Consider the following 25149-nt stretch of genomic DNA (forward strand, 5'->3'; position numbering starts at 1 on the left):
GTTAGCGCATCGAACCCGCCCCGGAAATATACTTGCGGTTGCTTCCTGTACAGGGGCGACATTTGCTCGAGAGAACCTCGCAGTGTCTACCTTGCACTTTATCGCAGTATAAGTGCGACATCTGCTCGAAAAGACCCCGCAGTGTCTTCTTTACCGTTGGGCGCATGGTGAGCCTCCTCAGAGCTAACGCTCCCCTGGGGTCTCACCGATGCCTTTCCTCCCACAGGGGTCTCCGTATATTTCCGGGGCTAATGTGGTAATTTGTTCGTTTTTTATTACCTTTGTTTTCGTTTTGCTCCAGCCTCTATTTCATGTAAGAAAATCTTAAGCGGGAGTAAATAATTTTTCGTTGGCTAAGCCCTGAATGAACTCTTAAACTAGTGCATATATATCACTAGTAAGGGTAGGTGAGACGGGTGATTACATTATCTGATTTGCAAGCAAAAGAACTGATCGTTATTAATGACGGAAGAAGATTAGGGCATATTTCCGATCTAGAGATTGATCCTGATCGCGGAAGAATAATTGCATTAGTTATTTATATTCGCGAAAAAAAGGGAGGTTTCTTTGGAAAACCTGATGAATTAATGATATATTGGGAGCAAATCGTCACAATTGGTTCCGACGTGATTTTAGTAAAAGATGTTGACGGGGCTAAATTATATCTTGAATAATTATTCTAGCAGGGGGAATTACGTTGCAAGACATATTCCAATATGATGGAAATTCATTGCTTCATATAAATAAGTGGATGGAAATGGAACCAAACTTAACAGTCGGTTTTACGACTCGTCATGGTGGTGTTAGTAAGCAACCCTTTCATACAAATAATATGGGATTACATGTTTTTGATGATGTAGAAGACGTACTTGTAAATCGAAAAAGATTAGCTACAACTTTACATATTCCACTAGATAACTGGGTAAGTGGTGAGCAGGTCCATCATTCTGAAGTACATATTGTTGATTCTCAAGATGCTGGTAGAGGAGCAATTACTGTAGAATCGTCTCTAATAGGAATAGATGGATTGATCAGTAACCAGAAAGGAATCCTCTGTACAGCCTTTTTTGCCGATTGTGTACCTTTATTCTTTTTTGATCCGGTAACAAAATACGTAGGTATTGCCCATGCAGGGTGGAAAGGAACGGTTGCTAGAATTGCTGAGAAAACGATCCTGAAATTTATCCAACTTGGTTCGGCTCCTAAAGATATACGTGTAGCGATAGGTCCTTCTATATCTACTGAAAATTACGAGGTAGATAACTATGTAAAAAATCGCATACCACAGGAGTTTCATGATGTGGTTTTGATCGAGACAGGTCATGACCACTATTTGTTAGATTTAAAACAATTAAATGTCGAAATTCTTGTACAAGCTGGCGTGTTTCGTAGTAATATAGATGTAACATCTTACTGTACGTATCGAGATGAAAATTTGTTTTTTTCACATCGACGGGATCAAGGGAAAACCGGTCGAATGTTAGGATATATTGGTTTTACGGGTTAGTGGTAAGGAGGAGTACATGTCATCATGGATGTAGCACAAAACTTAGCAGAAATTAAAACAAAAATTAATGAAGCTAGTCATAAGGTAAATCGAGATCCAAATGAGATCACCATCATTGCTGTAACGAAATATGTTACAATAGAAAGAACGATGGAAGCAATCGAAGCTGGAATATCTGATCTTGGAGAAAATCGTCAAGAAGGATTTTTAGAAAAGTATGATCAAATACAAGACAATGTTACATGGCATTTTATTGGTAGTCTACAAACAAGGAAAGTAAAAGATGTAATAAATAAGGTAGATTATCTTCATTCTTTGGATAGACTGTCATTAGCTAAAGAAATTGAAAAGCGTGCCTCATCTACTGTTAATTGTTTTATCCAGGTTAATGTTAGTGGTGAGGATTCCAAGCACGGACTACATCCGGATGAAGTAATGGAATTTGTTGAGAAAATTTCTCAATACACTAAAATACATATTGTTGGGTTAATGACCATGGCTCCACATACAGAAGATAAAGAGCTACTACATCAAGTATTTGGTATACTTAGAAATTTACGAGACACTATTAAAGAGAGAAACTATCCTTTTGCACCATGTGAGTATTTATCCATGGGAATGAGCAATGATTATGATATTGCAATTGAGGAAGGTGCAACCCATATTCGAATCGGTTCTAAGCTGGTTGGGGCTAATAAGTGAGGTGGATAATTTGAGTATTAAGAACAAGTTAAAGACATTATTTGCTATGGACGATGAATATGAATACATTGAAGAAGAAGTAGCTACATCTTCCTCCAATAACGTAATCCCGGCTACTAGTAATAATGTAATCAACTTAAAAAGTGTTAAAACAAGTTCTTCCAAAGTAGTACTCTGTGAGCCAAGGACGTTTGATGAAGCACAGCAAATTGCAGATAATATTGTCAATAAACGAACCGTTGTTATAAATTTACAACGTGTAGAACATTATGAGGCAAAGAGAATGATAGATTTCTTAAGTGGGACAGTGTATGCCGTTAACGGGGTTATTCAACGTTTAGGTTCACAAACATTCCTCTGTGCACCAGATAATGTTGATGTCTCTGGCTCTATCACAGAAGCTTTCGAAGAAGAATTCAATAAAGGATGGTAAAGTAGATCATGTCGTTATATACGTTATTTTTGATTTTGTCTAATGTATTACGTGTTTATAGTTTCGGATTAATTATTTATATTTTCATGTCATGGTTTCCTGGAGCAAGAGAATCATCATTTGGGGAAATACTTTCAAAATTGTATGAACCATATTTAGAACCTTTCCGTAAGTTTATCCCCCCACTAGGAATGATCGATATTTCACCTATTGTTGCGATTATTGTGTTACAGCTAGCAGGGGCTGGGTTGTGGGCTATATATGATATTTTAGTACGATTGGTAATTGGGTGATTACAGGTAGATGGATATATATCAACATTTTCGTAAAGAAGAGCATAGCTTCATTGATCAAGTATTATCATGGATGGAACAAGTGGAGCGCTCTTATTTACCTCGATTGACAGATTTCTTAGACCCGAGGGAACAACAAATTATTGAAATGTTAATTGGAACTTCAAATGATGAGTTAAAATTGTTATTTTTTGGTGGAGGAACCTACTCTGAGCGAAAAAGAGCGATTATTGCTCCTCTTTATGAAGAGATTGACGAGGATTCCTTTAATATATCGTTATTACAGGCTACCTACCATGAAAAATTCGTCTCGCTTACTCATCGAGATGTGTTAGGTGCCTTTTTATCATTAGGAATGAAACGAAAAAAAGTAGGAGATATTTATGTTGGTAAAGGCAAGGTTCAACTTTTTCTAGATAAAGATATTTCCGCTTATATCCAGATGAATATGACGATGATCAGGAAATCTACAATTACATTCGAAGAAAAACCTTTTTCGGATTTAATTGAACAAGAACCTATTTGGTTTCGTTCTGAGAAAATTGTTTCTTCCTTAAGACTGGATACGATGTTAAAAGAAATTTATTCTTTATCCCGCAAAGAGGCACAGACTCTTATTGATAAAGGATTAGTTAAAGTTAACTATCGTACGGTTGAGGATAGTAAATTCATTTTAAGAGAAGGCGATATGATTTCTCTAAGAGGAAAAGGTAGAAGCAAGCTCATCGCTGTCAATGGGCAAACCAAAAAGGAAAAAATAAAAGTTACAACTGCATTATTACAGGTATAGTAAAGAGTGACTATTTGATATATAATGATATCGAATAGTTGCTTTTTGACTTTTTTCTAGAAATGTAAGCATAAATTGCAGGAAATACATATTTTTTGTCGAAATATACTGGTATACTGAAAATGGACTAATATTTTTATAAAATCATAGGGAGGTAGCCGTTATGCCATTAACACCATTAGATATTCATAATAAAGAATTTACGAGAAGTTTTCGTGGATATGATGAAGATGAAGTAAATGAATTTTTAGATCAGGTTATTAAGGATTATGAAATGGTAATTAGAGAAAGAAAAGAATTAAAAGAAAAGATTGAACAAATGAATGAAAAGTTAAGCCATTTCACCAATATAGAAGAAACATTAAATAAATCAATCCTTATTGCTCAAGAAACGGCTGAAGAATTAAAAGGGAATGCTTCAAAGGAGTCGAAACTCATCATTAAAGAGGCAGAGAAAAATGCTGACCGTATTATTAACGATGCGCTAAGTAAGTCTCGCAAAATCTCAATGGAAGTCGAAGAGTTAAAGAAACAAGCTAAAGTTTTCCGTACTCGTCTAAGAATGCTTGTGGAAGCTCAATTAGATATGATTGGATCAGATGATTGGGAAGATTTATTTGAGGAAGCGGTTGGTAAAGATTTAGAATTAGCTAATAATGAATCTTAAACCTTGACGTTTTATTAAAATTTACATATAATGCTTACACGAATAGGTTAAAATAATAGCAAATACGATGATAGAGACAGTATAAAAACTAGTTGCTTGTCAGAGCGAGCTAGGGTCTGGTGAAAGCCTAGTACAGCACGTTTTTAGAAAATCACTCTTGAGTATCCAATTTGAAATAAATCAAGTAAAATTGGACGTCTTGTTCACGTTACGAATATCGAGTGAATTTAAAATGTTATCATTTTAAATTTATAAGGGTGGTACCGCGAGTCTTCTCGTCCCTTTCTGGGATCAGAGAGGCTTTTTTTATTTTATGATGGTTTTTCGGGAAGTTGGGTTAATTTTAGCGAGCTTATGTTCTAACCGCGAAACTATACAACAAATCAAAAAATAGCCAAACATAATTATCAAGTAAAGTTAAAACATAAGGAGGTCTAATCAGTGGACTATAAAGAAACATTACTGATGCCAAAAACAGAATTTCCAATGCGAGGGAATCTACCAAACAAAGAACCATTACGTCGTGAAAAATGGGAAGAAATGAACCTATACGAAAAATCAGTGGAAAGAACAAAAGGTAGACGAACATTTATCCTACACGATGGTCCACCATATGCAAACGGTGATATTCATATTGGTCATGCATTAAATAAAATCTTAAAAGATTTCATTACGCGGTATAAGTCAATGTCAGGTTACCATGCACCTTATATTCCAGGATGGGATACACATGGTCTTCCGATTGAAACTGCATTAACGAAGAATAAAAAAGTGAAACGTAAAGAGCTATCTGTAGCAGAATTTAGACAGCTATGTGCAGAATATGCATTAACCCAAGTCGATAGTCAACGTTCGCAATTTAAAGAACTAGGCGTACGTGGTGATTGGGATAATCCATATATAACATTAACGAAAGATTATGAAGCGGCTCAAATTAAAGTATTCGGTGAAATGGCCAAAAAAGGGTATATCTATAAAGGACTAAAACCAGTATATTGGTCTCCTTCTTCTGAATCAGCGCTTGCTGAGGCAGAGATTGAGTATTATGATAAACGCTCTGCTTCTATTTATGTTGCGTTTGAAGTAGAAGATGGAAAAGAAGTTCTGGATTCTGGAGATAAAATTGTCATCTGGACGACAACTCCATGGACAATTCCAGCTAATCTAGGTATCAGTGTCCATCCTGATATCAACTATGTGTTAGTTAAAGTTAATAATGACAAATTTGTTGTGGCAGAAGCACTACTTGAATCTTTAATAACAGAACTAGAGTGGGAAAATCTACAAGTAGTGAAAAGCTTCAAAGGAAAAGAATTAGAGCGCGTAACAGCAAAACATCCATTCTACTCCCGTGAATCTCTTGTCATGCTTGGTGAGCATGTTACGACTGATGCAGGTACAGGTTGTGTTCATACAGCTCCTGGCCATGGGGAAGATGACTTTTATGTTTCGAAGGCATATGGCATTGAGGCTTTCTGTCCAGTGGATCATAAAGGTGTGTTTACTAGTGAAGCACCTGGATTTGAAGGTATGTTCTATGACGATGCAAATAAAGTAATTACTGAAAAGTTAGATGAAGTCGGTGCTTTATTAAAACTTTCCTTTATTACTCACTCCTACCCACATGACTGGAGAACTAAAAAACCAACCATTTTCCGTGCTACCGCACAGTGGTTTGCTTCAATCAAAGATTTCCGTGAAGATATCTTAGATGAAATCAAACAAGTTAATTGGTATCCAGCATGGGGAGAGACAAGACTATACAATATGGTTCGTGATCGTGAGGACTGGTGTATTTCTCGTCAACGTGCTTGGGGAGTTCCAATTCCGGTATTTTATGGTGAGGATGGAACAGCAATTATTACAGATGAAACAATTGAACATGTATCGAAATTATTTGCAGAGCATGGTTCTAATATTTGGTTTGAAAGAGAAGCGAAAGATCTATTACCAGAAGGATTTACTTCTGAGCATAGTCCAAATGGTGAATTCACGAAAGAAACGGATATTATGGATGTTTGGTTTGACTCTGGGTCTTCGCATGCAGGAGTATTATTAAATAGAGAAGATCATACAAGACCAGCTGATGTTTATTTAGAAGGTAGTGACCAATATCGTGGTTGGTTTAACTCTTCTTTATCAACGGCCGTAGCTGTTACAGGTAAAGCACCATATAAAAACGTTATTAGCCATGGCTTTGTTTTAGACGGTAATGGTCGTAAGATGAGTAAATCACTTGGAAATGTTATCATGCCAAGTAAAGTATTAAAGCAGCTAGGTGCAGATATTTTACGTCTATGGGTGGCATCGGTTGATTATCAAGCAGATGTCCGTATTTCAGATGACATTCTGAAACAAACTTCTGAGGCGTACCGTAAAATCCGAAACACTTTCCGATTTATGTTAGCAAATTTAGCTGACTATAATCCAGAAACAGATCGTGTACCGGAAGCAGAAATGGAAGAAGTAGATCGTTACATGTTACATCGTTTGCAACAGTTAGTAAAAGAAGTACGGGAAAGTTATGAGAAATTTGAGTTCTCTCCTATTTTCCATCGTATCCATAACTTCGTTGCAGATGATCTAAGCTCCTTCTATTTAGATTTTGCTAAGGATATTCTTTATATTGAAGCGGCAGATAATCATCGTCGTCGTAGTATCCAAACGGGGTATTATGAAATCCTAACCACCTTGGTACAATTGTTAACACCGATTATCCCACATACTGCCGATGAGGTATGGGAATATATTCCGGGGGTTAAAGAAGAGAGCCCTCAATTGACAGATATTCCAGAACCAAGAGAAATCGAAGGATTTCATGGTTTGGAGAACAAGTGGAATCATTTCATGGCCATCCGTGATGATGTACTAAAAGCACTTGAAGAGGCACGTAATGAAAAAGTAATTGGTAAGTCTCTAGAGGCTAAGATTACGGTTGTTCCAAGAGATGAAGAAACAAAGACAGTAATAAATTCAATTAACGATGTTCATCAGCTTCTAATCGTTTCAGAGGCTGTTGTTAAGGAACAATCAGAGGAAGCAGCAGAATACCGTTATGTCGATGTTCTTGTTGAAAAACATCCAGCTGAAAAATGTGAACGCTGCTGGGTTGCCTCAGATACAGTAGGACAAAATGAAAAACATTCAACACTTTGCTCCCGCTGTGCCGATGTTGTAGAAAAACACTATTTTGCATAAGTGTTATAATTGGCATAAAAATAACGTGAAGCTTATAAGGCAATAAAACTAGAATAACCCGAACTAATTCGCTTGATATCAACGAATTAGTTCGGGTTTCTTTCATCCGTATACGTTTCCGACAGTTATACAGAATGATAATGGACAAATCATTGAATTTTTACAGGATACGGTATAAGATTAACTAAGGATTTATATACAAATAATAGAGTGAAGTAGTCAATATGGAGGGGTAACCTGAATGTATCGGTACTATATTTTAGCAGTATTCGTCATAGCAGTAGACCAATTTACCAAGTACTTAGTAGTAAAAAATATGGAATTATATGAGCAAATATCGATTATAGATGGCTTCTTTTCGTTAACCTCGCATCGAAATAGTGGTGCAGCTTGGGGAATATTAGAAGGTAAAATGTGGTTCTTTTATATAGTAACGATAATTGTGATTATCGGAATCATTTACTATCTACAAAAATTTGGAAAAGAAAGCAAATTATTTGGTATCGCTTTAGGCCTAATTTTAGGTGGTGCTATTGGTAATTTTATTGATCGTTTATTCCATCAAGAAGTAGTAGACTTTTTCGACTTTGTAATTTTTGGATATGATTTCCCGATTTTCAATATTGCGGATTCGGCACTGACAATCGGTGTAATATTCGTGATAATTGCTACAATATTGGATGAGAAAAAGCAGAAAGGAAAAAATAAATGACATTACAACATGTTGTTACAGAAACTCAAAATAAAATGCGAATCGATAAACTATTAGCCGACATAAACCCTGATGAATCTCGTTCACGGGTTCAAGGATGGATTACGAAAGAGCTTGTTATGGTGAACGATGAGGTAGTAAAGGCTAATTATAAGTGTCAAGTAGGAGATGTTATTACATGGAGAATTCCTGAGGTGGAGTCATTAGATATTGAAGCTGAGAATATTCCTTTAGAGATTGTTTATGAAGATAGGGATGTATTAGTGGTTAATAAGCCGAAAGGAATGGTCGTCCATCCATCTGCAGGGCATCAATCTGGCACATTAGTGAATGGTTTACTATATCATTGTAAGGATCTATCTGGAATTAATGGGATAGAGCGTCCGGGAATTGTTCATCGTATTGATAAAGATACTAGTGGCTTATTGCTCGTTGCTAAAAATGACAAAGCTCACACCAGTTTATCTGAACAATTATCGAATAAAGATGTGAAACGAAAATATGAAGCGGTTGTTCACGGTGTCATTAATCATGACACAGGAATGGTTGATGCGCCAATAGGAAGGGATCCGAAAGATCGTCAAAAAATGGGCGTGGTGGAAAATGGGAAGCCCGCAGTCACTCATTTTCAAGTGCTAAACCGTTTTAATGAATTTACACATATTGCATGTCAATTAGAAACAGGTAGAACACATCAAATACGTGTTCATATGCGGTATATTGGATTTCCGCTTGTAGGCGATCCAAAATATGGACCTAGAAAAACTTTGGATACAAATGGTCAAGCATTACATGCAAGACTAATAGGGTTTACACATCCTACTACAGGGGAATGGCTAGAATTTGAAGTAGAGCCACCTGCCTATTTTAAAGAATTACTAACTAATTTAGAATTAATGTAGTTGACAAGAAGAGTTAATTCTGAAATAATGTAACAAATGAATAGAAACCTTTAAATTTTCAGTCCAGAGAGGCTAAAAAGGGAACGACTTTTACGGGATATTTGTAATTACTCCCCCTTTTTTCCTTATGGAGAAAAGGGGGTTTTTATTTAGGAGGGCGCAACACATATGATCAAAAAAACCGAAATTCTAGACGAGCAGGCAATAAACCGAGCACTTACCCGAATTGCCCATGAAATCCTTGAAAAAAATAAAGGTGGAGAAGACCTTGTCATCGTTGGGATTAAAACGAGAGGTGTACCACTGGCAAAAAGAATACAAGAAAAGATTAAAAGAATTGAAGGTTTAACCTTGCCAATTGGGGAACTAGATATAACATTATATCGTGACGACCTAGCAAAGGCTATAGATTCAAATGAACCAGAAATACGCAAAACCGATTTGCCAGATAATATTACGAATAAAAAGGTTATCTTAATCGATGATGTCTTATATACTGGGAGAACGGTTAGAGCAGCAATGGATGCTGTAATGGATATTGGCAGACCGTCACAAATACAGCTGGCAGTCTTAGTGGATAGAGGGCATCGTGAGCTACCAATACGTGCAGATTATGTAGGGAAAAATATACCAACATCAGAGAAGGAGATTATAGTAGTCCGACTTAATGAAACGGACCAAACCGATTTAGTATCTATTTATGAAAAATAAATAATGAAAGGACCTTTAATTAAATCCAGAGAGGTTTACAAGGTTGCTTTGATTACGTGCGATAGAATTCTGCACGTCTACCTCTTTGCGACCAAAATGCAAAGAGGTGTTTTTATTTAGGTAAAATCCTTAGACGAATGGGAGGGCTGTAAATGGAACACTTTATATCCATCGACCAGTTAAGTAAGCAAGAGATTTTTCAGTTACTAGAGGATGCACAAATGTATCAAATGAAAAAAATGAAAATTTCCAAGCAACTTTTTGTAGCGAATTTATTCTTCGAGCCAAGTACTAGAACTAAAATGAGCTTTACTGTAGCAGAAAGAAAGCTAGGTTTAGAAGTGTTAGACTTTCACGCAGAAGCCTCTAGCTTAGCAAAAGGGGAAACACTATATGATACCGTGAAGACTTTTGAATCGATTGGAGCAAATGCACTAGTTATTAGACATGATGCAGACCAATGGATAGAAGAATTAGAACACATCACTATTCCGATCATAAATGCTGGAGCTGGAACACGTGAGCATCCTACCCAAGGAATGCTTGACCTTCTGACAATCTATCAAGAATTTAATACGTTCGAAAATCTTAACATCGTGATAGTAGGCGATATTAAACATAGCAGGGTAGCAAACTCAAACGCGCATACACTTCAACGATTAGGTGCCAATGTCTATTTAAGTGCTGCACCAGGCTACGAAGATGAATCACTACCTTTCCCATATATCACAATAGATGAAGCAGTTGAATTTTGTGATGTTGTGATGATGTTAAGGATTCAACATGAAAGACATGTTGAAAAGCATGATACTAAACAGTATTTAGAACAATTTGGATTAACAAAAGAACGGGAACAAAGGATGTTAAGTAAGGCAATTATTCTTCATCCTGCTCCCGTTAACCGAGGAGTAGAGATGGATAGTGACCTTGTGGAATGTAGCCGCTCTAGAATATTTAAGCAAATGAATAATGGGGTCTTTATGAGAATGGCAATTTTAACACATGTATTACAAAAATGGGGGATTATAAATGAGAATCTTATTAAAGAATGCTAGCCGATTGATGGAGAATGGGGTACTAGAAAGCTGTGATGTTCTAATTGAGGAAGGTAAAATAAAGCAAATTGGTGAATCTATTGAAAATGAAGATGTAGATCGTTTGATTAACTGTGAGGGAAAGCTTGTAACACCTGGATTTATCGACGTACACATTCATTTACGAGAACCAGGAGGAGAACATAAGGAAACGATTAAAACAGGGACAATGGCTGCTGCCAGAGGTGGTTTTACCACAGTATGTGCCATGCCAAATACGAATCCAGTACCGGACGATGTAGCATCCATTACTAGTTTACTAGAGAAAATAGATCAAGATGCTCTCATTAGGGTCATACCTTATGCATCGATTACGAAAGGGTTAAAAGGGAAGGAGCTAACTGATTTGGAGGAGTTAGCCAAACATAATGTATTTGCATTTACTGATGATGGTGTAGGCATCCAAACAGCTCACGCGATGTACTCGGCAATGAAAAGAGCACAAGCAGCAGGGAAAGCAATTGTTGCCCATTGTGAAGATAACTCTATCGTGTATGGTGGTGTCGTTCATCATGGCGATGTAAGTGAGCGTCTTGATTTACCAGGTATTCCTTCAATAAGTGAGTCCGTCCAGATCGCTCGGGATGTCCTGTTAGCAGAAGCTACAGGGTGTCATTATCATGTTTGCCATGTGAGCACGAAGGAATCTGTTCGTGTGATCCGAGATGCAAAAAAAGCAGGAATTCATGTCACGGCAGAAGTGACACCACATCACTTAATTTTAAATGAAGACTCCATTGCCCAAGATGATGGTAATTGGAAAATGAATCCACCATTAAGAAGTAAAGCAGATCAAGAGGCATTACTGGAAGGTCTATTAGATGGAACAATTGACTTTATTGCGACAGATCATGCGCCACATAGTGTAGATGAAAAAGCCCAAGGGATGCTTCATGCACCATTTGGAATTGTAGGGTTAGAAACAGCCTTTCCACTCCTCTATACGAATTTAGTTAAACGAGGAAAAATAACCTTAAATCAACTTATAGACTGGTTAACGATAAAACCTGCACAGGTGTTCGATTTACCTTATGGAAGATTAAGAGAAAATGATAAAGCAGATGTAACATTAATTGAATTAACTAGGGAGACAAGGATTGATAAACATACCTTCTATTCCAAAGGGAAAAATACACCATTTCATAATTGGAACGTAACGGGTATACCAGTTGTTACGATATATGAAGGGAACATCGTCTATGAGGAGGAAAGCTATGTTAAAGCGTAAACTAGTACTAGAAAATGGAACAGTATTTATTGGGTCAGGGTTTGGTAGTGATCGTGAGATAAGTGGAGAAGTAGTATTTAATACAAGTATGACAGGGTATCAAGAGATTATTTCTGATCCATCATACTGTGAGCAAATTGTCACCTTAACCTATCCGCTTATTGGGAACTATGGGATAAACAGAGATGACTTTGAAACAGTTGCCCCTTTTATAAATGGTTTAATCGTCAAAGAATACAGTGAATATCCTTCTAATTTTCGGTGTGATGAAACAATCGATAGCTTTTTAAAAGCACATAATATTCCAGGACTAGCAGGAATTGATACTCGGAAGCTAACAAAATGTATTCGGAAGGCTGGAACAATGCGAGGTTACATTGCTAATGAAGAAGTACCAGATGATGAGATAATTAGAAGGTTACAGCAAATCCCGGTAAGACATGATCAAGTGAAACAAACCTCTACTTCTAAACCATATATTGTTCCCGGGAGAGGTCGTCGGATCGTATTAATTGATTTTGGAATGAAGCATGGTATCTTACGAGAATTAACGAAACGTGATTGTCATGTAACCGTCGTTCCTTATAACTATTCAGCTGATAATATTTTACGGTTAAAACCAGATGGAATTATGCTTACAAATGGTCCTGGTGATCCACAGGATGTACCGGAAGCTATTGAAACAATTCAACGTGTTATTGGTGCAATCCCGATATTTGGAATATGTTTAGGCCATCAATTATTAGCGCTTGCTTGTGGTGCAAAAACAGAAAAAATGAAGTTTGGTCACCGTGGTGGAAATCATCCAGTAAAGGATATAATTCATGGAAAAACATTTCTTACCTCGCAAAATCATGGCTATGCGGTAAATACAGCTTCATTAGCTAATACGGATTTAGAACTAACACAAATAGCATTAAATGATCATTCTGTTGAAGGAATCAGGCATAAAGTATTCCCAGCATTTTCCGTGCAGTACCATCCAGAAAGTTCACCTGGACCGGAAGATTCCAACTATTTATTCGATGATTTTTTACGCTTAATGGATCAAACGATAACGAAACAGCAGGAGGAGAAAGTCTATGCCTAAACGAACAGACATTCAGAAAATACTTGTTATTGGATCAGGCCCAATCGTAATTGGTCAAGCAGCAGAATTTGATTATTCGGGGACACAAGCCTGTCAGGCGCTTAGAGAAGAGGGCTACACAGTTATTTTAGCAAACTCTAATCCAGCTACCATTATGACAGATCAAACGGTAGCAGACCGAGTATATATGGAGCCATTAACGGTTGAATTTTTAACTAAAATTATTCGTAAGGAGCAACCGGATGCATTATTACCGACATTAGGTGGGCAAACAGGCTTAAACTTAGCAGTAGCTTTAGATAAAACTGGAATCCTTAAGCAATATAATGTTGCCCTATTAGGTACATCGTTAGAAGCAATCCAAAAAGCAGAAGATCGTGAAAAGTTCCGTGACTTGATGCAAGAAATCAATGAGCCTGTACCAGAAAGTCGTATTGTTAATACAGTAGAGGAGGCCGTTGAATTCGCGGAGACAATTGGTTTTCCATTAATTGTTCGACCAGCATATACATTAGGTGGTACTGGTGGAGGGATGTGTTATGACGAGGATGATTTGCGAGAAATTACCCGTAATGGACTAGCGTTATCACCAGTGAATCAGTGCTTAATCGAAAGAAATATCGCGGGCTTTAAAGAGATTGAGTATGAGGTAATGCGAGATAAAAATGACCAAGCGATTGTCGTATGTAATATGGAAAATATTGACCCAGTTGGTATTCATACAGGTGATTCTATTGTGGTTGCTCCTTCGCAAACATTAAGTGACAGAGAATATCAGTTACTACGAAATGCTTCCCTTAAGATTATCCGCGCACTCGAAATTGAAGGAGGATGTAATGTTCAGCTAGCTTTAGATCCAACTAGTTTTGCTTATTATGTCATTGAAGTTAATCCACGGGTGAGCCGTTCGTCTGCACTAGCATCGAAAGCAACAGGTTATCCGATAGCGAAAATGGCAGCTAAAATTGCGGTTGGACTGACACTAGATGAAATAATGAATCCAATCACGGGAACAACTTATGCATTATTTGAACCTGCATTAGACTATGTCGTGACGAAATTACCTCGATTCCCATTTGATAAGTTTGTTACAGGAGATCGTAAATTAGGTACGCAGATGAAGGCAACTGGAGAAATCATGGCTATCGGAAGGAACTTTGAAGAATCACTGTTAAAGGGAATTCGTTCCATGGATATTGGGACAGAAGAGTTAGGGTTAACTAGTTTAGCCTTTCTGGATGAGGATGATATTTTATATCGACTAAAAGTTGCAGATGATGAAAGAATATTTGTTATTGCGGAAGCATTCCGTAGAGGAGTATCGCTCGATATAGTATTTAACTTGACGAAGATTGATCCGTTTTTCTTAACTAAGCTACAAGAATTAGTAAACTTTGAAGCCGTTATTAGTAGTAATGTTTTTTCTGCGGAAATACTTTATCAAGCAAAACAAAAAGGATTTTCCGATAATCAAATTGCTAGACTTTGGAATAGTACCGTTGATGAGCTTTATAAGTTTCGTATCCAAGAAAATATTTTCCCTGTATTTAAAATGGTGGATACGTGTGCTGCAGAATTTGATTCTAAAACACCTTATTTTTATAGTTCCTATGAGGAAGAAAATGAGTCGATACCAACAGCTAATCGAAAAGTTTTAGTGTTAGGATCAGGGCCAATCCGAATTGGTCAAGGGGTAGAATTTGATTATGCTACAGTGCATTCCGTACTTGCCATTAAAGAGATGGGTTATGAAGCTATTATCATGAATAATAATCCTGAAACAGTGTCTACCGATTTTAGTATATCCGATAAATTATACTTCGAACCTCTTACTTTAGAGGATGTTATGCATGTTATTAATCTAGAGAAACCTGAAGGAGTTATTGTCCAATTCGGAGGCCAAACGGCAATTAATTTAGCAGAAGGTCTTGCAAGAAGAGGTGTTCCAATCTTAGGTACAGCACTAGAGGCAATCGATAAAGCGGAAGACAGAGATAAATTTGAATTATTATTAGAAGAGCTAGGATTATTAAGAGCAGAAGGGAAAGCGGTTAAACGAATAGAGCACGCAATCGATGTTGCAGATTCCATCGGCTATCCAGTATTAGTTCGTCCTTCATACGTTATCGGAGGCAGTCGTATGGAGATTGTCTATAACCAAGACGAACTAGAAGCTTATTTGCAAAAAACTGGCCATATCACAGACCGTCACCCGATTCTAGTAGATAAGTATATTACGGGAATTGAAGTAGAGGTAGATGCCATTAGTGATGGTGAGACAACTATCGTTCCAGGAATAATGGAGCATATAGAACGTTCCGGTGTTCATTCTGGAGATTCGATAGCCGTGTATCCCCCACAACGATTATCAGAAAAGGTAAAGGAAAAATGCTTTGAAGCAACCTGGAAAATATCACAGGCGCTACAAGTGAAAGGCTTAGTCAACATCCAATTTATTATTTGTGATGATGATGTGTATGTTTTAGAAGTAAATCCAAGAGCAAGTAGGACGATACCATTCCTTAGTAAGATAACGGGCGTAACGATGGCAAATCTTGCTACAAGGTGTATTCTCGGCGAAAAGCTAAAGGATTTAGGTTATACATCTGGTATCCTTCCAGAAAACAAATTAGTATCTGTTAAAATACCAGTTTTTTCATTCGAAAAATTGCGTAGTGTCGATACTATATTAGGACCCGAAATGAAATCTACTGGAGAGGCCATTGGTTATGATAAAACAATGGAAAAAGCTTTATATAAAGGATTACTTGCAGCTGGAATATCTGTTCCTAGTGAAGGGGCCGTATTAATTACCGTAGCAGATAAGGATAAAGTTGAAATGCTACAAATTGCAGAACGCTTTCATCAACTTGGCTTCCAATTATATGCAACAGAAGGGACAGCATCCTTCTTAAATGGCGCAAATCTTCCAGTTATCGAAGTGGCAAAATTAGGGGCAAATGAACCTAATGTATTATCCATTATTGAGGAAGGTAAAGTACAATTTGTCATGAATACATTAACATCTGGAAAACAACCTAGATCAGATGGTTTTATGATTAGAAGAGTATCCGTTGAAAGAGGTATTCCTTGTTTAACTAACCTAGATACAGCAAATGCCATTCTAAATGTAATCGATTCTACAACATTTAGTGCGAATCCAGTTCAAACAAAAGAGGTTGTTCTTTTATGATAAAAAAGGAAAAAATGCAGATCTTATCCAAGACAGTCATCGCGTTCAATACGATAAAAATGGTTTTACACAATGAACCTATTAGTAAACATGCAATGCCTGGGCAGTTCTTGCATATTCAAGTTGAAAATCATACGTTGAGAAGACCAATCTCTATTGCAAACTGTGACCAGGATACAGGAACAATCACTATTTTATTTAAAATAAATGGAGATGGTACGAAGCGCTTAGCTGCTTATGAACCTGGAGATTTAGTAGATACACTAGGACCATTAGGGAATGGGTTTCCAATTGAAACAGATATACCTTCTACTATTTTATTAGTAGGAGGAGGTATAGGTGTACCACCTTTGTATTATTTAGGTAAAACATTGAAGGAAAAAGGAGCTACGATTATTTCTATCCTAGGATTTCAGCAAAGGGAGCATGTCTTCTATGAACAGGAGTTTTCAAACCTAGGAGAATTGTATATTGTCACAGATGATGGCTCCTATGGTCATAAAGGAGTGGTGACCGATATGTTAAGCAGGGTTAGCACATATGATTACTACTATAGCTGTGGCCCACTTCCAATGCTTAAAGCGTTAACCACAAAGCTAGAAGGGAAGAAAGGCTATATTTCTTTAGAAGAGAGAATGGGCTGTGGGATAGGAGCATGTTTTGCTTGTGTTTTACCAACAAAAGAAGGCAATAGCTATAAGAAGATATGTAAGGATGGTCCGGTTTTTGCCTCAGAGGAGGTCCAAATATGACAAATCTAGCAATAGAGTTACCAGGTCTTGCATTAAAGAATCCAATTATCCCAGCATCAGGGTGTTTCGGGTTTGGACGGGAATATAGTCAATTCTATGATTTAAGTAAACTAGGTGCGGTAACAATGAAAGCCGCAACCGAAAACAAACGATTTGGCAATCCAACACCGAGGGTTGCTGAAACAACTGGTGGGATGCTGAATGCTATTGGTCTACAAAATCCAGGAGTCGCTAAAATTATCGAAACAGAGGTACCGTTTTTAGCTAATTTTGATACTTGTATTATCGCAAATATTGCAGGAAGTTCATTAGAGGAATATGTGAGAGTGGCTGGTACATTTAATAACACCAATGAGGTACATGCACTCGAATTAAATATATCTTGTCCCAATGTTAAAGAAGGTGGAATTCAGTTTGGTACGGATCCTATTATGGCAGCTCGTGTGACAGAAGCCGTGAAAAAAGCTAGTAATCTACCAGTCTATGTGAAGTTATCCCCAAATGTGACGGATATTGTAGCAATGGCAAAGTCTGTTGAATCTGCTGGCGCAGATGGCTTATCGATGATTAATACCATTACAGGGATGCAAATTCATCTGCCAACTAGAAGGCCAATCATTGCCAATAAAACTGGCGGATTATCAGGTCCTGCAATCAAACCCGTAGCCATAAGAATGATTTACGAAGTAAGCCAACAGGTAGATATTCCGATCATAGGTATGGGAGGGATAAAAACTGCAGAAGATGTTCTTGAATTTCTATTAGCTGGTGCTAGTGCAGTCGCTATCGGAACAGCTAATTTTCAAAATCCATATATTTGTTCGGAAATTATCGATAATCTACCGATTGTATTAGAAAGCTATGGGTTTTCCTCGGTGCAAGAAGCGATTGGAAAGGGGATAATAGCATGACAAATTCGATATATGTAGCATTAGACTTCCCGAACTGGCAAGAGACGAGCACCTTTTTGGAAAGAAATGATTTAAAAGGTGTCCCTGTGAAGGTCGGGATGGAATTATTTTATAAGGAAGGATTAAAAGTCATTGAGAAATTAAAGAAGGATAATCATCGTATCTTTTTGGATCTAAAGCTACATGATATCCCTACAACCGTGATGAAGGCAATGCATGTCCTATCGAAATTAGAGGTAGATATCGTGAATATTCATGCCTTGGGTGGAAGTGAAATGATCCAAAGAGCTAAAGAAGGGTTAAGAAATGGTAATCCAACCTATGATACCAAACTGATTGCTGTCACCATCTTAACATCGATGGACGAACAAATGCTACATCAGGAATTAAAGCTAACGGATAACGTAACGGAAGCAGCTGTTCACTTTTCAAAATTAGCGAATACCAATGGCGCTGATGGTGTCGTATGTTCTGTACATGAGGCAACCGCCATTAAAAAAGCTTGCGGAGAAGAATTTCTTACGGTAACACCAGGGATACGCCTTAGTCATACCACAGCAGATGATCAAAAACGTATTGCAACACCAGGTTTCGCTCGTCAACATGGTGCAGATTATTTAGTGATAGGAAGAAGTATAACAAAGTCTGATCACCCAAGAGAAAACTATGAACAAGCTGTTAGGGAATGGGAGGAAGCGTCATGCAATTAAGTAGTGAATTAGCTAGAGAATTGTTACAAATTAAAGCCGTACAGATTAATCCAACTGATTATTTTACGTGGACTTCTGGAATCCAATCACCAATCTATTGTGATAATCGAATTACGATGTCCTATCCTGAAGTTCGTACAAAAATAGCAGCTGCATTTGAAAAAAGGGTAAGTCAAATGGCAATAAAACCGGATGTGATTGCCGGCTGTGCCACAGCAGGTATCCCACATGCTGCATGGCTAGCAGACCGGTTAAATTTTCCAATGGTCTATGTTCGTTCTAAGCCGAAAGCCCATGGGAAAGGAAATCAAATTGAAGGGGGAAGTGTTCAAGGAAAGAACGTAGTAGTCATAGAAGATTTAATATCAACTGGTGGATCTTCCCTAGAAGCAGTCGAAGCCCTTCGTAAAGCTGGTGCTGAAGTTCTAGAGGTGATGTCAATTTTCACATACGGATTACCATCATCCTATGATAATTTCGAAAAAGCGAATATCTCCTATCAAAGTCTAACAAATTATGATGCATTACTTCAGGCTTTAGTAGAAGATGGCAAACTCACCAATCGAGAAAAATCTATTTTGTTGGATTGGCGTAATGCTTTAGAATCGTAAAAGCAGTGTCATCATTAGATAATTATTATATAATGGAACTACATAAACATTAATTATCTATATAGAGGTTGTTACAGATGAAAATTGAGGATTATGAATTACTCTTAAAACTAAATGAAATAGGAACAATCAGAGGTACTGCGAAGTCAATCCTTATCTCACAGCCGGCTGTTACCCAGAGATTAAAGTATATTGAGGATTATTTTGGAGAAACGATTTTCATTCGAACACCGAAAAGTCTTGTGCTAACACCGAGTGGGGAAATTATTTTAGATCATGCCAAACAAGTGATCAAACAAGAGCAGTTATTAAAGAATAGGCTGTCGAAATCTAGTAACGAAGTACATGGTACCTTATCCATTGCCTGTTCATCTGTCATAAGTCAACGGTTCCTACCGAAGATATTAGGTGAATATACAAACCTTTATCCCAATGTAACCATTAATCTCGTAACCGGAATTAGCGAAGATATACGAAGAAACCATAAGGACTATCATGTATGTATCACGCGTGGAGAAAAGCTGAAAGAATCCACAAGTATACGTTTGTTCGATGATCCACTTTACATATTTGATACAGAACCATTTCCCAAAGATTCCTTAAAAGAACGCCCGTTGATTTCATTTAAAAGTGATGATAGTATGCATGAATTAGTGGATAATTGGCTTTATCATCATCAGCATCAAATTAAACCTGTACGCACTATGACCGTAGATCAAATAGAAACATGTAAGCAATTTATGAAACAAGGGATTGGTATGGCTGTTCTTCCTAAAAGCGTATCTGATTCCTTAATGGATGAGTTCCCTAATGTAGCGTTAGAACTGGATGGAGAGCCGGTAACGAGATATACTTGGGTGTCTTATCAAGAGGGAATACTAGAATTACCGCAAGTTAATGCATTTATTAACATGCTAACTAGAGAAACATTCTTGTAAGCTTTTCTTAAGGAATAATCATTATTTTTAATAGAAGGTTCTTTCAATGAATAGGAAAAGGGAAAATGTGAATAAATCATCGCATTTTCCCTTTATGTTATTTTAGAGAACGAAACGGTATGAAGTTACTTCTGGTTTCAGTGACTCCATCAGGAAACAGGTCGACCAAGTTGCTAGAATTCTGACATATTTTCATCCATTCTGTTTTACACGCTAAAAGATAGATTATTTTTTTAATTTATCCACTACGGATTTATCTGGTGTAACATAGATGGTTCGTTGATTATCATAAATAACAAAGCCAGGTTTAGAACCGTTTGGCTTTTTAACATGTCTAACCTTCGTAAAGTCAACCGGAACAGACGAAGAATTTTGCGACTTGCTATAGTAGGCCGCTAATTGTGCTGCTTCTGTAATCGTTTCATCACTTGGATCTTTTGCTCTAATCACAACATGAGACCCTGGGATATCCTTCGTGTGTAGCCAAATCTCATCCCTATGGGCAAGCTTCATTGTTAAATATTCATTTTGTTTATTATTTTTACCAACTAATATGGTCGTACCATCGGAAGCGATATATTCTTCTGGTTTAGGTGTCGATTGCTTATTCTTGCGCTTTCCGATTTTTTGTTTTTTCAAATAGCCTTCTTCACGAAGCTCTTCACGGATTTCTTCTATATCCTCAACTCCAGCAACATCTATTTGTTGCAAGAGCTGGTCGAAGTATGAGATTTCTTCCTTCGTTTTGACCATTTCCTCTTCTACCTTCACTTTAGAGGTTTTCAATTTTTGATAGGTTTTAAAGTAACCTTGCGCATTCTCACTTGGGGTTTTGTTCGGATTTAAATCAATTGTAACTTCGGCTTGTTCCGGGTCATAGTAATCGATTACGGTTACAGAAGTATCTCCCTGTTTTACCACATGCATATTCGCTGTCAGTAATTCCCCGAGTTTTTGGTATTTATCAGCACTTTCCGCTTTTTTAAGTGTACGAGCATGTTTCTTTAGCTTCCGTTCATTTTTATCCCGTTCGTTTTGAATGAAACGATATAAGTCTTTCGCTTGTTGTTTGACTCGATCTCGTTCTGCTTTTCCAGAATAAAATGTATCAAGCATTTGGTTCGTTGTTGAAAAATATTCTTTGTCACCTTGAAAATCGTTCATTTCAATTACGTGGAATTCTTCTTTACTCCCCCGGTAAATCACTGGTTGATATCGATTATCAGCTATTTGCTCTTGAAGTCTAACAAATTCTTCCATGAATTTTTCATTAGTACCGAGGCTTGCACGATTCAGTAATTCCTTGGCAATAAATGGAGAAAATCCAACAAATAATCGAACGATTTGAGAATCCAGTTTCCCTGCATTAAAGTCAATTTTTCTAATAAATGTCTCTCCATCTACTTCTAATGGATTTAACTTATCCTGTTGTGGTGGCAGGACATAAACAGAGCCAGGTAGTACAGTTCGATGTCGGTTCTGTGCCATTGTAATATGCTTCAGGCTATCGATGATATGTCCTTTTTCATTGTCTACTAGCATTAGATTACTATGTTTGCCCATTAATTCGATAACCAGCTTTTTATAAGATATATCGCCGATTTCATTCCTCGTTTTAATAGAGAATGTTACGATTCTTTCCATTCCATCCTGTTCAATAGCTTCTAAGATAGCACCAGACAAATGTTTTCTAAGTACCATACAGAACATTGGTGCATCAGCAGGGTTATGAAAAGAGTCCTTTGTAAGATGGACTCGTGAATAGGTAGGATGAATCGATAATAATAAAACATGATTTTTTCCTTGGCTACGAATGGTCATAATAATTTCCGTATCCGTAGGTTGATATATTTTTGTTATTTTTCCGGGGACAAGTATGTCGGACAATTCTTTTGTCACAGCTCTTGTTACTATTCCGTCAAATGGCATTTGACTCACCTCACAATCCAAATTATAGCATTAAATAGGACAAGTCTGCATAGATATCACTATAAGATTTATCGTTTTGAAATGCTAAAGAGGTTAAGCGTGGAGGAATGCGTCATGAAAAAGTGGTATCAGTTAGATGTAGAACAAGTAGAACAAAAGCTTCAAGTAACCACCAATAGAGGACTTAGTTCAAAACAAGTGGATCAACGGCATAAGCAGTATGGCTATAATGTTTTGGAATCGGCCAAAAAGCAATCGAGGTGGATAATCTTTTTAAAGCAATTTCAGGATTTTATGGTACTCATCTTACTTGCTGCTACCTTGATTGCAGGTATGTTAGGTGAATTCGTTGATGCGATTGCGATTATGGTCATTGTATTAGTAAATGGGATTATCGGATTCTTTCAAGAACAAAAAGCAGAAAAGTCACTGGAAAAGCTTAAAGAATTGTCTGCACCATTAGCGCATGTCTATCGTGATCAAAAATGGGAAAGGGTTTTATCACGAGAGCTTGTGGTTGGTGATGTCGTTAAAGTGACTAGTGGTGATCGTATTCCGGCAGATATTCGCATCGTTAAATCCAATAGTTTAGAAACAGAGGAGTCAGCATTAACTGGAGAATCTTTACCAGTTATGAAACATGCTACTGCTATTACTAGGGATGGTCTTGATGCCGGAGATCAAGTGAATATGGGTTTTATGGGTACCTTAGTTACCCGTGGGTCAGGTATAGGAATAGTTGTTGGAACGGGTATGAACACTGTAATGGGTCAAATTGCTTCTCTTATGTCTAATACAAAAAAAATTCCAACCCCATTAGAAAGAAAGCTTGCAGAATTAGGGAAGATATTAATTGTTGTTGCTATATTACTAACTATCTTAGTTGTTGGTCTTGGGGTAATACAAGGTCATCCTGTTTATAATATGTTTCTTGCAGGGGTATCACTTGCGGTTGCAGCAATTCCAGAAGGGTTACCTGCCATCGTTACCGTTGCCCTTTCATTAGGTGTCCAACGCATGATTCGCAAGAAGGCAATTGTACGCAAATTATCCGCAGTAGAAACATTGGGATGTGCTTCGGTTATTTGTTCAGATAAGACAGGAACGATGACAGAGAATCAAATGACTGTTAAGGAGATGTACGTAAATGGTGAATCCATTACCGTTACTGGTGATGGGTATGATATTGAAGGTAGCTTCTTAATAGGTAATAAGAAATTAACGGATGAGTATCCGAATTTAGAGAAGATGCTCCTATATGGGCAGTTATGTAATAATGCAGAGCTACTAGTAAAAAAGGGTAAATACATGGTTGATGGAGATCCAACAGATGGTGCATTATTAGTTGCGGCTAGAAAAATTGGTCTAAATCATTTAAGTAGAGATAATTTTCATATTGTGAAAGAAATCCCCTTTGATTCAGATCGCAAGCGGATGAGTATAGTGGTTGATGATGATAGTGGGCAACGGTTTCTAATTACAAAGGGTGCACCTGATGTCTTATTACCACGCTGTAATTATGTATTAGACAAAGACAATCGAAGAATTTTAAAGCAACAGGATAAGGACAAAATAGAACGTGCTATAGATGGAATGGCCAATAAGGCATTACGAACCATTGCGATAAGTATAAGGACTCTATCTAAAGAAACGTCACTCGAAACGGCATTTCTTGAAAAAGACTTAACGTTTATCGGTTTATATGGCATGATAGATCCTCCACGCAAAGAGGTTAAAGCAGCAATAGAAGAGTGTCGCCAAGCCGGTATTAAAACTGTAATGATTACAGGGGATCATGTAAAAACAGCTCATGCGATCGCAAAAGAGCTTAATCTTTTACCAGAAAATGGAATGGTGTTAGAGGGAAGTCAGCTAAATCAAATGTCTACGGAAGAACTAGAAGAAATAATTGAAGATGTCTATGTATTTGCCCGTGTAACCCCAGAGCATAAGTTGAAAATTGTAAAGGCATTTCAATCTCGGGGGCATATCGTTGCGATGACAGGGGATGGTGTTAATGATGCACCAGCAATTAAGGCTAGTGATATTGGGATTAGTATGGGAATTAGTGGTACAGATGTAACGAAGGAAGCATCTTCCCTCGTTCTTATGGATGATAACTTTGCTACGATAAAAGCAGCTATTCAAGAGGGACGTAATATATACGAGAACATTCGAAAATTTATTCGTTATTTGTTGGCATCAAATGTCGGAGAAATATTAGTTATGCTATTTGCTATGTTATTAGGTATGCCACTACCATTAGTGCCAGTACAAATCCTTTGGGTTAATCTTGTAACAGATGGATTACCTGCGATGGCACTCGGCTTAGACAGGCCTGAAGATGATGTGATGAAACGTACGCCAAGAAGTCCGAATGAAGGAATCTTTGCTAGGGGCTTAGGCTATAAAATTATAACAAGAGGTATCTTAATTGGTATCGTTACGTTAATTGCGTTTATGGTTACGTACCAGAATAATCCTGAAAACCTTGTATATGCTCAAACAGTTGCTTTCACAACACTAGTTATAGCCCAGTTAATCCACGTTTTTGACTGCCGTAGTGAAGTTTCTGTCTTTGACCGAAATCCTTTTGGGAATATCTATTTAGTACTAGCTGTGTTATCTTCAGTCCTTCTATTATTAGTCGTTATCTACTGGGCACCATTACAGCCGATATTCCATACCGTATCATTAGGATTACGTGACTGGTTGTTAATCTTAGGTCTAGGTGCAATACCAACTGTCCTATTTGGTTTTACTAGGAAGTAATTCAGC

General features: G+C 37.3%; 22 protein-coding genes and 1 other annotated feature. Of the genes, 21 read left to right on the forward strand and 1 reads right to left on the reverse strand.

What is annotated here, in order from left to right:
• The first annotated feature begins 416 nt into the window (after positions 1–416).
• The 20 genes from ACSKT4_RS01565 to ACSKT4_RS01660 all read left to right on the forward strand — a co-directional run bounded on the left by ACSKT4_RS01565 (position 417) and on the right by ACSKT4_RS01660 (position 20442).
• A complete protein-coding gene (locus ACSKT4_RS01565) occupies positions 417–674 on the forward strand; it encodes a YlmC/YmxH family sporulation protein (RefSeq protein WP_186868597.1) in 258 nt (85 codons plus the stop codon).
• A gap of 23 nt (positions 675–697) precedes the next feature.
• The gene (gene pgeF, locus ACSKT4_RS01570; RefSeq protein WP_246521360.1) at positions 698–1507 is read left to right on the forward strand and encodes a peptidoglycan editing factor PgeF; all 810 of its coding nucleotides are present in this window, start codon (positions 698–700) and stop codon (positions 1505–1507) included.
• 24 nt (positions 1508–1531) lie between these two features.
• On the forward strand, positions 1532–2209 hold the full coding sequence (locus ACSKT4_RS01575; RefSeq protein WP_186868598.1) for a YggS family pyridoxal phosphate-dependent enzyme: 678 nt from the start codon (positions 1532–1534) through the stop codon (positions 2207–2209).
• A 10-nt stretch (positions 2210–2219) separates the two neighbouring features.
• Positions 2220–2642, forward strand: a complete 423-nt coding sequence (locus tag ACSKT4_RS01580; protein ID WP_186868599.1) for a cell division protein SepF — start codon at positions 2220–2222, stop codon at positions 2640–2642.
• Positions 2643–2650: 8 nt separating this feature from the next.
• Complete coding sequence (locus ACSKT4_RS01585) at positions 2651–2935, forward strand: YggT family protein (RefSeq protein ID WP_186868600.1); 285 nt, start codon at positions 2651–2653, stop codon at positions 2933–2935.
• A 10-nt stretch (positions 2936–2945) separates the two neighbouring features.
• Positions 2946–3725 carry a YlmH family RNA-binding protein gene (locus tag ACSKT4_RS01590; protein ID WP_186868601.1) on the forward strand — a complete coding sequence of 260 codons (780 nt, stop codon included), beginning with the start codon at positions 2946–2948 and terminating at the stop codon, positions 3723–3725.
• Positions 3726–3888: 163 nt separating this feature from the next.
• On the forward strand, positions 3889–4392 hold the full coding sequence (locus ACSKT4_RS01595; protein ID WP_186868602.1) for a DivIVA domain-containing protein: 504 nt from the start codon (positions 3889–3891) through the stop codon (positions 4390–4392).
• A 58-nt stretch (positions 4393–4450) separates the two neighbouring features.
• Positions 4451–4678, forward strand: a binding site (T-box leader).
• Positions 4679–4833: 155 nt separating this feature from the next.
• Positions 4834–7590 carry an isoleucine--tRNA ligase gene (gene ileS / locus ACSKT4_RS01600; RefSeq protein WP_186868603.1) on the forward strand — a complete coding sequence of 919 codons (2757 nt, stop codon included), beginning with the start codon at positions 4834–4836 and terminating at the stop codon, positions 7588–7590.
• Positions 7591–7831: 241 nt separating this feature from the next.
• Complete coding sequence (lspA, locus tag ACSKT4_RS01605) at positions 7832–8302, forward strand: signal peptidase II (RefSeq protein WP_186868604.1); 471 nt, start codon at positions 7832–7834, stop codon at positions 8300–8302.
• Positions 8299–9204 (forward strand): RluA family pseudouridine synthase, encoded by a 906-nt coding sequence (locus ACSKT4_RS01610; RefSeq protein ID WP_465822710.1) that lies wholly within the window; start codon positions 8299–8301, stop codon positions 9202–9204. The genes lspA and ACSKT4_RS01610 overlap by 4 nt, the downstream gene beginning before the upstream one ends.
• A 171-nt stretch (positions 9205–9375) precedes the next feature.
• Positions 9376–9915, forward strand: a complete 540-nt coding sequence (pyrR, locus tag ACSKT4_RS01615; protein ID WP_339217989.1) for a bifunctional pyr operon transcriptional regulator/uracil phosphoribosyltransferase PyrR — start codon at positions 9376–9378, stop codon at positions 9913–9915.
• 152 nt (positions 9916–10067) lie between these two features.
• Complete coding sequence (locus ACSKT4_RS01620; protein WP_211741523.1) at positions 10068–10970, forward strand: aspartate carbamoyltransferase catalytic subunit; 903 nt, start codon at positions 10068–10070, stop codon at positions 10968–10970.
• Complete coding sequence (locus tag ACSKT4_RS01625) at positions 10945–12237, forward strand: dihydroorotase (protein ID WP_465822712.1); 1293 nt, start codon at positions 10945–10947, stop codon at positions 12235–12237. Before ACSKT4_RS01620 ends, ACSKT4_RS01625 begins: the two co-directional genes overlap by 26 nt.
• Positions 12224–13327, forward strand: a complete 1104-nt coding sequence (carA, locus tag ACSKT4_RS01630) for a glutamine-hydrolyzing carbamoyl-phosphate synthase small subunit (protein WP_465822713.1) — start codon at positions 12224–12226, stop codon at positions 13325–13327. The genes ACSKT4_RS01625 and carA overlap by 14 nt, the downstream gene beginning before the upstream one ends.
• Positions 13320–16520, forward strand: a complete 3201-nt coding sequence (carB, locus tag ACSKT4_RS01635; RefSeq protein ID WP_465822715.1) for a carbamoyl-phosphate synthase large subunit — start codon at positions 13320–13322, stop codon at positions 16518–16520. Before carA ends, carB begins: the two co-directional genes overlap by 8 nt.
• Entirely contained in the window at positions 16517–17272 is a 756-nt protein-coding gene (locus tag ACSKT4_RS01640) for a dihydroorotate dehydrogenase electron transfer subunit (protein WP_465822716.1), read from the forward strand. Before carB ends, ACSKT4_RS01640 begins: the two co-directional genes overlap by 4 nt.
• Positions 17269–18183 carry a dihydroorotate dehydrogenase gene (locus ACSKT4_RS01645; RefSeq protein WP_465822717.1) on the forward strand — a complete coding sequence of 305 codons (915 nt, stop codon included), beginning with the start codon at positions 17269–17271 and terminating at the stop codon, positions 18181–18183. Before ACSKT4_RS01640 ends, ACSKT4_RS01645 begins: the two co-directional genes overlap by 4 nt.
• Positions 18180–18893 (forward strand): orotidine-5'-phosphate decarboxylase, encoded by a 714-nt coding sequence (pyrF, locus tag ACSKT4_RS01650; protein ID WP_465822718.1) that lies wholly within the window; start codon positions 18180–18182, stop codon positions 18891–18893. The genes ACSKT4_RS01645 and pyrF overlap by 4 nt, the downstream gene beginning before the upstream one ends.
• Entirely contained in the window at positions 18884–19504 is a 621-nt protein-coding gene (pyrE, locus tag ACSKT4_RS01655) for an orotate phosphoribosyltransferase (RefSeq protein WP_465822719.1), read from the forward strand. The genes pyrF and pyrE overlap by 10 nt, the downstream gene beginning before the upstream one ends.
• Positions 19505–19581: 77 nt before the next feature.
• Positions 19582–20442 carry a LysR family transcriptional regulator gene (locus ACSKT4_RS01660; protein WP_465822720.1) on the forward strand — a complete coding sequence of 287 codons (861 nt, stop codon included), beginning with the start codon at positions 19582–19584 and terminating at the stop codon, positions 20440–20442.
• A 225-nt stretch (positions 20443–20667) separates the two neighbouring features.
• On the opposite strand, the gene ACSKT4_RS01665 is transcribed toward ACSKT4_RS01660, so the two are convergent.
• Positions 20668–22371: an Rqc2 family fibronectin-binding protein gene (locus tag ACSKT4_RS01665; RefSeq protein ID WP_465822722.1), complete on the reverse strand. Its 1704-nt coding sequence runs from the start codon at positions 22369–22371 to the stop codon at positions 20668–20670.
• Between the two features lie 114 nt (positions 22372–22485).
• Between ACSKT4_RS01665 and ACSKT4_RS01670 the strand changes: the two genes are divergently transcribed.
• Entirely contained in the window at positions 22486–25143 is a 2658-nt protein-coding gene (locus ACSKT4_RS01670) for a calcium-translocating P-type ATPase, SERCA-type (protein ID WP_465822723.1), read from the forward strand.
• Positions 25144–25149: the final 6 nt, after the last annotated feature.

It is taken from the genome of Ornithinibacillus liuyingii, assembly GCF_055550225.1.

Coding starts and splice junctions, on each gene's coding strand:
- pyrE (WP_465822719.1), top strand. CDS start 18,884: ATGCAATTAAGTAGTGAATTAGCTAGAGAATTGTTACAAATTAAAGCC.
- ACSKT4_RS01610 (WP_465822710.1), top strand. CDS start 8,299: ATGACATTACAACATGTTGTTACAGAAACTCAAAATAAAATGCGAATC.
- ACSKT4_RS01585 (WP_186868600.1), top strand. CDS start 2,651: ATGTCGTTATATACGTTATTTTTGATTTTGTCTAATGTATTACGTGTT.
- ACSKT4_RS01665 (WP_465822722.1), bottom strand. CDS start 22,371: ATGCCATTTGACGGAATAGTAACAAGAGCTGTGACAAAAGAATTGTCC.
- ACSKT4_RS01640 (WP_465822716.1), top strand. CDS start 16,517: ATGATAAAAAAGGAAAAAATGCAGATCTTATCCAAGACAGTCATCGCG.
- carA (WP_465822713.1), top strand. CDS start 12,224: ATGTTAAAGCGTAAACTAGTACTAGAAAATGGAACAGTATTTATTGGG.
- ACSKT4_RS01575 (WP_186868598.1), top strand. CDS start 1,532: ATGGATGTAGCACAAAACTTAGCAGAAATTAAAACAAAAATTAATGAA.
- carB (WP_465822715.1), top strand. CDS start 13,320: ATGCCTAAACGAACAGACATTCAGAAAATACTTGTTATTGGATCAGGC.
- ACSKT4_RS01670 (WP_465822723.1), top strand. CDS start 22,486: ATGAAAAAGTGGTATCAGTTAGATGTAGAACAAGTAGAACAAAAGCTT.
- ACSKT4_RS01645 (WP_465822717.1), top strand. CDS start 17,269: ATGACAAATCTAGCAATAGAGTTACCAGGTCTTGCATTAAAGAATCCA.
- ACSKT4_RS01660 (WP_465822720.1), top strand. CDS start 19,582: ATGAAAATTGAGGATTATGAATTACTCTTAAAACTAAATGAAATAGGA.
- ACSKT4_RS01625 (WP_465822712.1), top strand. CDS start 10,945: ATGAGAATCTTATTAAAGAATGCTAGCCGATTGATGGAGAATGGGGTA.
- ACSKT4_RS01595 (WP_186868602.1), top strand. CDS start 3,889: ATGCCATTAACACCATTAGATATTCATAATAAAGAATTTACGAGAAGT.
- ACSKT4_RS01590 (WP_186868601.1), top strand. CDS start 2,946: ATGGATATATATCAACATTTTCGTAAAGAAGAGCATAGCTTCATTGAT.
- pyrF (WP_465822718.1), top strand. CDS start 18,180: ATGACAAATTCGATATATGTAGCATTAGACTTCCCGAACTGGCAAGAG.
- ACSKT4_RS01620 (WP_211741523.1), top strand. CDS start 10,068: ATGGAACACTTTATATCCATCGACCAGTTAAGTAAGCAAGAGATTTTT.
- lspA (WP_186868604.1), top strand. CDS start 7,832: ATGTATCGGTACTATATTTTAGCAGTATTCGTCATAGCAGTAGACCAA.